General features: G+C 38.9%; 8 protein-coding genes. 6 read left to right on the top strand and 2 right to left on the bottom strand.

The window, feature by feature from the left end; translation table 11 throughout:
* The 3 genes from VFM80_RS12080 to VFM80_RS12090 form a co-directional block, all read left to right on the top strand.
* Positions 1 to 205: toxin-antitoxin system YwqK family antitoxin (locus VFM80_RS12080; protein WP_395072084.1), on the top strand; the 205-nt coding region annotated here is incomplete at its 5' end.
* A 253-nt stretch (positions 206 to 458) separates the two neighbouring features.
* Complete coding sequence (locus VFM80_RS12085; RefSeq protein ID WP_395072085.1) at positions 459 to 887, top strand: hypothetical protein; 429 nt, start codon at positions 459 to 461, stop codon at positions 885 to 887.
* A 166-nt stretch (positions 888 to 1053) separates the two neighbouring features.
* The gene (locus VFM80_RS12090) at positions 1054 to 1494 is read left to right on the top strand and encodes a hypothetical protein (RefSeq protein WP_395072086.1); all 441 of its coding nucleotides are present in this window, start codon (positions 1054 to 1056) and stop codon (positions 1492 to 1494) included.
* Between the two features lie 3 nt (positions 1495 to 1497).
* Here the strand turns inward: VFM80_RS12090 and VFM80_RS12095 are convergent, their stop codons facing one another.
* The gene (locus VFM80_RS12095; RefSeq protein ID WP_395072087.1) at positions 1498 to 2694 is read right to left on the bottom strand and encodes a hypothetical protein; all 1197 of its coding nucleotides are present in this window, start codon (positions 2692 to 2694) and stop codon (positions 1498 to 1500) included.
* A 270-nt stretch (positions 2695 to 2964) separates the two neighbouring features.
* Between VFM80_RS12095 and VFM80_RS12100 the strand changes: the two genes are divergently transcribed.
* Positions 2965 to 3135, top strand: coding sequence for a hypothetical protein (locus tag VFM80_RS12100; protein ID WP_395072088.1), 171 nt, complete (start codon positions 2965 to 2967; stop codon positions 3133 to 3135).
* Positions 3136 to 3544: 409 nt separating this feature from the next.
* Here the strand turns inward: VFM80_RS12100 and VFM80_RS12105 are convergent, their stop codons facing one another.
* Complete coding sequence (locus tag VFM80_RS12105; protein ID WP_395072089.1) at positions 3545 to 3934, bottom strand: hypothetical protein; 390 nt, start codon at positions 3932 to 3934, stop codon at positions 3545 to 3547.
* Positions 3935 to 4125: 191 nt separating this feature from the next.
* Here VFM80_RS12105 and nei point away from each other — a divergent pair, with 191 nt between their 5' ends.
* A complete protein-coding gene (gene nei, locus VFM80_RS12110; RefSeq protein WP_395072090.1) occupies positions 4126 to 4953 on the top strand; it encodes an endonuclease VIII in 828 nt (275 codons plus the stop codon).
* Positions 4954 to 5029: 76 nt separating this feature from the next.
* On the top strand, positions 5030 to 5518 hold a 489-nt coding region (locus VFM80_RS12115), incomplete at its 3' end, for a DUF4920 domain-containing protein (RefSeq protein WP_395072091.1).

Here is a 5518-nt window from a genome sequence, read left to right on the forward strand (position 1 = left end):
TGAAAATGGAGTGAAAGCCAGTGAAGTTAATTTTAAAGAGGGGGTAGAACATGGCATGCTTAAAATATATTATCCAAACGGCCAACAGCGCCTTGAGGCAGAATATGAACATGGGGAAATGGTTGGAATGCTTAAAGAATGGAATCAGTATGGTACCTTAGTGAATGTTCATATGCATGATGTGGAAGAAATAGAAGAAAGTTAACTATAAATATTTTTAATAATCAGTAAATGATTAAAACAATTTAATCAAATATTATTGATTGATTTATTTTTAATAGCCTTTTTTAAGTTCAATAAAGCATCTTTTACAGAATTAACCTGTTTATTATAAAATAACAATCTTTCAATGCCTTTCTTTAAGAATTAAACTGTTTTAATCTGCTTTGTTTTACTTTAGTGTTGCCATAAATTTGTTGAAAATTAATCAACAATTTCAACATTAAAGATTAAACATCATGGGACAGCAACAACTTTTACTCGTTATTTTAGTGACCATTATTGTGGGGATCGCAACTGTAGTAGCCATCAATGTTTTTGGCACCAGTGCGAAGAGTGCCAATGAGGATATGGTTCGCCAGGATATGCTGGTGATCAGTTCGGCATCACAAGGTTATTTCATTAAACCTGCAATGATGGGGGGCGGAGCAAATACATTTACTGATATGGACTTCAATGATTTCAACTTTCCTGCAGAAGGGATCAATGAAGCCGGCGATGTGGCCTGGAATATGAATGGTACTTATATCATTGATACATCTGTGGGAACTTCATATACGATTACCGGCCATCCGGCCAGCTGTGACGGTTATACAGAGGGGACGGGAGGTTGTGCCGCCCCTTTGGAAGCTACCGTTTCACAAAATGACATTAACTGGGGCAGCTAAAGCCCATTATTTTAAACTTGGCTTTTGAAAAGGCTCCGTTTTGGGGCTTTTTCTATTTTTGAGATATTTACTAAACAAACATCTTTATTAAACTGTCTTAACATATTTTTATTTGTCTGATCGTAGAATTAGATTTAGCTGACCATTATCTAACAGACAGGGTGTTATGGGGCAACAACAACTATTGATCTTAGTATTGGTGACTATTATAGCCGGTATAGCGACTATAATAGCACTAAATGTATTAGCAGGAAGTGCTGAAAGGGCTAATATTGATGCCGTAAGGAAGGATATGCTTACCATTGCTTCTGCTTCACAAAGCTGGTATGTAAAGCCGGCTGCTATGGGTGGAGGAGATGATTCCTATACCGGAATGACCTTTAAGACGTTTAGTTTCCCAACTGAAGGGGTGAATGAAGATGCGGATATTGCCTGGAATGCTAATGGTACCTATCAGATCAATACCGCGGCCTCTTCTTCTTTTATTATCACCGGGCATCCGGCAACCTGTAATGGATATGTCGAAGGAACCGGGGGCTGTGAGGAAGCTGACCAGCTTACCGCTGAGGTTACCCCAAATAACATTGATTGGGATACAGAGAACTAAGCTTTATTCAAGTAACAGTGTTCTGACATGTGGAGATTCTCCTGAAACATCTGTATAAGCGATCAGAAGGCCTTCATTCCATACAGAAATGTGAGGAAACCCACTGTTTCGGCTGTTGGAAAGTCCCGGTAAACTATAAGAAGCTATTTCAACCCCATCAAAGGTGAAGGAGCGAATTTGTAATTCGGCATCGTTTTCAGCAGAAGTAAGCCAGCTTACCCATATTTTATTCTCACTCATATTAAGGTCTACACGCCCGTAGGGGTTTCCATCATCCAAAGTTACAGGAGGCCCAAATGTTTCCCCGTAATCTTTAGAAACGGCCAATTTCACCTTAGCTTCTCCATTAGCGCCGGTGAACCATGCAACGGCTATATTATTGTCATAGGCATCAATCGCCGGTCCATTGACAGGACATGCCGCTATGTTCCAGTTGTCGTTGTGAACGGGTTTTGGATCTGTCCAGCTACCATTTGCAAATGAGGTGACATAAATATCTCTGATCTCTTCATCCGTTCTATTTCTATAAGCAGCTATAAATCCTTTATCAGTCTTTATAACGGAGGTATTACAACAATCACAAACAGAATCATCGAGCAAAAATTTGTCTTTTATTTCAGAATCATTGCCAATAATTGCTCCCCTTAAACTCATTGCCATATTCATATCCATGTACTCATCATGGCCTCTGCCGTCTGTATTCCTGCCATCGAGCCAAACAGCAAGAAAGGTAGAATCTGTAGCGGGGGTCATACTTACAAAACCATGTTCTGTTGGTGTATCATCTTTATGAGGTGTAAAAGCTTCGGACCAACCATTATTATAAGTGGCCATATTTATATGATATGCATAGGTACCACCTTTAACTTTATTCAACCAGTGTGTGGCTAATGGCTTGCCATCATGGGCAATTAAAGAAGGATAATCTGCCCAGTTTAAGAACCAGGTAGAATCTGAGGAAAGGGTAGTAGCTGAAGACCAGGAGTCATTATCAAAAGTAGCATACTTTAATTCAGCTAAATTTCCATTTTCTTCAACCCAACTTAAGAAAACTGCACCGGTGTTATCCGTAAACAAACGAGGGTACATGCTGTTATCGCCAGCAGGGGAGGTGATTTCTTTAAATTGTGAATTTGGACTGTGGTTACAACCGGCGAGCAACACTAATAAAAACAGGATAGGAATATATTTGAACTTCATTTGGAGTATTGCAGATTATTTTGATTTAGAATGTAAGCGAAATTAAAATCAGTAACATCAACGAATGTCTGCTTGCACAGGACCAATCGAATTATCATAATTTTGCAGAGATTCATCTGTTAGTAGATTACCAGATCAATTATTACATTATTCATAAAATAGCAAGCAGACGAATGTTATGAATACATCAAACAAAAAAAACAGGTTAAATTTAATGAATCAGAATCAGTAAAAAGGCAGGCTCAGGCCATAGTTGATTTATACAAAACAATGCCATTCGAGATTCAAAGAGAAATAAAGGCAATAATAAATGAAGAAGCTATTGAGTATAAATTGCCAAAAGGCAAAGAGATTGAGAGCTTATCTGAAGCTTCGATAGATGATATTTGGGAATCTTCTGAGGATGAACACTGGGATAAGTTTTTTAAAAAAGATTCGTAGCACATGTTTAAGCAAGGAGATATAGTGATTGAGAAAGTAAAAAGTAGTTTTTAGTCCAATAGCATCCTAAACGTTTCTCAAACTTGATGAATATATCTTTCTATAAGTTGTTTACATTATTAAGTATGTGCTTTAAAACCTACTCTAAGCCTAATTAGGGAGATCTTTCACTACATTCCGCTACGCTACATTTCGTTCAAGATGACAAGGGGTTGGGTTAGGGGTCAGAGGCGCCTTTGGCGCCTTATGGTGACCTCCCGTCTCAGATGTCATCCTGACGAGTAAATGCAGCGTAGCGGAATGAATGAGGAAGGATCTCTTTTATCTTGAATTGATGTTTTTAAAACGTTTAGGACGCTATTGTTTTTAGTCAATTAAGTTGACAAACGAATAGGTCTTTTCCTGATTGTCAATTAATGCCTTTCTGTCTCGAATAAGCCACATATGCCAGGTATACGCCCAACAGATGTAATCCATTCACTCCTACAAAATAGTAGATGGGTTCTGATTGGTAAGAGTTCGCTATTTCAACGCCGCGCCACAGGATGATCATCCCGGCAAAAAGGAGCGCATACCGTTTACTGTTAGTTTTTAGAACGGTGAGTATTAACATTGAGGTAAGCCATGTGCTCGTTATTACGGAGACGAAGATCACATATATCCATACATCAGAGGGGAAGTGGGAAATTCCATAGAAATGAAATTCAATACGATGATAGAAGGTGATTATAAGTCTGGCAAAGCCTTCAAAAAATAAAAGACCTAAAAAACCGGATATTAATGCGAGTGTTTGTTTCATTGAACGGATTTTTGGTTGGGATTGTAATGACTTCCCAATGATTAACCAAATATTTTAGTACAAGGGGCAAGTGGCAAGTGGCAAGTGACAAGTGACAAGTGGCAAGTGGCAAGTGGCAAGTGACAAGTGACAAGTGGCAAGTGGCAAGTGGCCAAGAATAACAAATAACGAGTAACGAATAACGAAATACTATGCCCGAAGGACCGGAAATTTGGAGAGCTGCTGATCAAATTGGAGAAGCTATTGCACATAAAGAAATTCAAGAGCTGTTTTTTGCTTTTGAAGAGTTGAAAGAGTTTGAATCTCTTTTGGTTGGCTTAAAAGTGCAATCGGTAACACCAAGAGGAAAGGCTATCATCACTGCGTTTGAGAACGATCTGAATTTGTATTCACATAATCAGCTATATGGCAAATGGATGATCAAAGATCGGGGTGAACTCCCTGATACTAACAGAACGCTTCGTGCCGCTATCCATACTAAAGACAGATCCGCATTATTGTATTCGGCTTCTGAAATTGAAATGCTTAAGGATGAGGAGGTTGAAAACCATCCGTATATCAAAAAACTTGGTCCGGATGTAGTCCATCCCAAAACTACCTATGAAGAGGTATTGGAACGCTATCAAAGTGATGCCTTCAGGAATAGGAAATTATCTACTCTTTTACTGGATCAGGGTTTTTTGAGTGGGGTGGGTAACTACCTGAGGAGTGAGATCTTATTTTGTGCAGGCGTTGACCCGGAATTTCGACCTAAAGACTGTAGCGATAAACAAATTCGTGATCTGGCTAAGAATTCTCTTGAATTGTCACGGAGGTCATATGAGACAGGTGGGAACACAACACCTTATGAGCTGGTGAAGGCATTGAAAGAGGAGGGAGCTACAAGGAAACAATACCGGCATTATGTATATGGGAGAACCGGTAATCCATGCTACAAATGTGGTAAAGAGATCAAGGTAATTGAAACCGGTGGCCGCAAGGTTTATTATTGTGAAACCGAACAAAAGAATATTTCATAATTTTGGATCTGATGGTGTAAAATTGCCCCTAAACTTTTGTATGTTTGACTACCTCATAAATACAAATACATTCATAATGAGATCATTACTTATACCTATTTTTGCACTGTTAATTTCGACCTTTTCTTATGCACAGGAAAGTGAAGTGATAAGATTATCAGACCCTGTGCAGGTGACTCAAACACACGAGGTTTTCGGATCGGAAGTTAACGAATGGGCTGAGCCAAGATCTCTTATGTCTGTTATTGAGAAAGCAGATGAATTATCAGGAAAAGAACTTACCATTGAGACCGAAATTGCTCAGGTTTGTGAAAAGAAGGGATGCTTTTTTGTAGCTAACGACGGTGCTTTTTCAGCCAGGATCACCTTTAAAGATTATGGATTCTTTATCCCTACAGATTCTAAAGGAAAAACTGTAAAACTTATAGGCGTATTTAATGTTAAGGAACTTACAGAAGATCAGGCAAAGCATTATGCAGAAGACGCCGGTGAAGATCCTGATATGGTCAAGGGACCGCAAAAAGAATACTCCATAGTGGCAACTTCGGTCAAGATACCCAAATCA

The sequence above is a fragment of the Gracilimonas sp. genome (assembly GCF_035704785.1).
In the GTDB taxonomy this organism is placed as follows: Bacteria; Bacteroidota; Rhodothermia; order Balneolales; family Balneolaceae; genus Gracilimonas.